This is a genomic window from Caldivirga sp. UBA161, from assembly GCF_002506515.1.
GTDB lineage: Archaea > Thermoproteota > Thermoprotei > Thermoproteales > Thermocladiaceae > Caldivirga.
Window position 1 is genome coordinate 35,694 of the sequence record NZ_DAXS01000059.1, and the last position, 1,078, is coordinate 36,771.

At 40.3% G+C, this 1,078-nt stretch carries 2 protein-coding genes; both read right to left on the reverse strand.

From position 1 onward, the window contains the following. Window positions 1–123 precede the first annotated feature (123 nt). On the reverse strand, window positions 124–486 hold the full coding sequence (locus BP896_RS06805) for a nucleotidyltransferase domain-containing protein (protein WP_291766987.1): 363 nt from the start codon (window positions 484–486) through the stop codon (window positions 124–126). Continuing rightward, window positions 462–851 (reverse strand): HEPN domain-containing protein, encoded by a 390-nt coding sequence (locus tag BP896_RS06810; protein ID WP_291766988.1) that lies wholly within the window; start codon window positions 849–851, stop codon window positions 462–464. The genes BP896_RS06805 and BP896_RS06810 overlap by 25 nt, the downstream gene beginning before the upstream one ends. Window positions 852–1,078: the final 227 nt, after the last annotated feature.

Sequence of the window (1,078 nt, forward strand, 5' to 3'; positions counted from 1 at the left end):
ATTAAGTATTCACTTGGATTTTAATGCGTTTTGCTGGAGATTTCATGAAGAGTATTGAACCTTAGGTATTGATGAGGTGCCGCTGGTTAATCCAGTGGCTGATTAATGTGCTTAAGGGATTCTTCATGTTAATGAAGATTCCGCCTCTTTTAATAGGTCGTCTAATTTTTTAGCTTCCTTTCTCATTTCTAGAATAAATAGGGAGGATGTATTTTCCCATTCCTCCGGCGTGAAGGCGAAGAATTCTATTCTTGGCCTTAAGTATTTCCCCACTTTTTCAATCCTCTCCATGTAGGTTAAACCCTTAAAATCCCTCGATATTATAACCAAGTCTATATCACTTGCCTCCAAATAATCTCCCCTAGCCCTAGAACCTACCACATACACTTCATCAATTCTAATCTCCTTACTGAGGTCGTTGATGAAGTCCACTGCCCTTTTTATCAATTCTACTTGACTCTTTAATGCAGATTTCGCCTTACCCATTCCACCACCTTTTCAGCCTTTTTTACTAATTCCTCTGCATCATCCTTATTATACAGTAAGTAGGGTACTGTATTCGCAGCATTAGGGTACCTGGAAATAATGTAATGTAAGGTAAGCTTATTTACTTCAGCCCTTATCTCGTCTACAGGCATACCAACCTCCTCCTTTATTACATTTAATAAGTGATTCAAGTCATGAGTTCTTTCTATCTTTCCTTTATCCAATAACAGCGCCTTCAAGGCCTTCTCTGCCGCTTGCTGAGCCCAAAACGCTGAAGCGTAATAATGCCCCGTCGCAATAGTGTCCTTAGCCGTTGCCAAATCTTCTAAGGCCTGCTTAAACCACTTTTCCGCCTCTTCTCTCATTAATCTAAGATTTACGTAAAGCCTTTTAACAATAACTACGCATAAGTAATAATTCCTTCATCTAGTGCCGGCCCCTCCATACCTTAAGAATGTAAGGTTCATCCTACGTTTTATTTAAGGTGATGTAGTGCGTTTAAATCATCAATACCCCTCATGCTTAAATAGTGATTCCGCATGCGGCCCTCTTAAGGCGTGGGGCAGGTATTTAAACTTGGGGTACCCCAAGT

Bases quoted from the DNA above. Each gene is read 5' to 3' on its own strand.
- BP896_RS06805 (WP_291766987.1), bottom strand. From the start codon at position 486: ATGGGTAAGGCGAAATCTGCATTAAAGAGTCAAGTAGAATTGATAAAA.
- BP896_RS06810 (WP_291766988.1), bottom strand. From the start codon at position 851: ATGAGAGAAGAGGCGGAAAAGTGGTTTAAGCAGGCCTTAGAAGATTTG.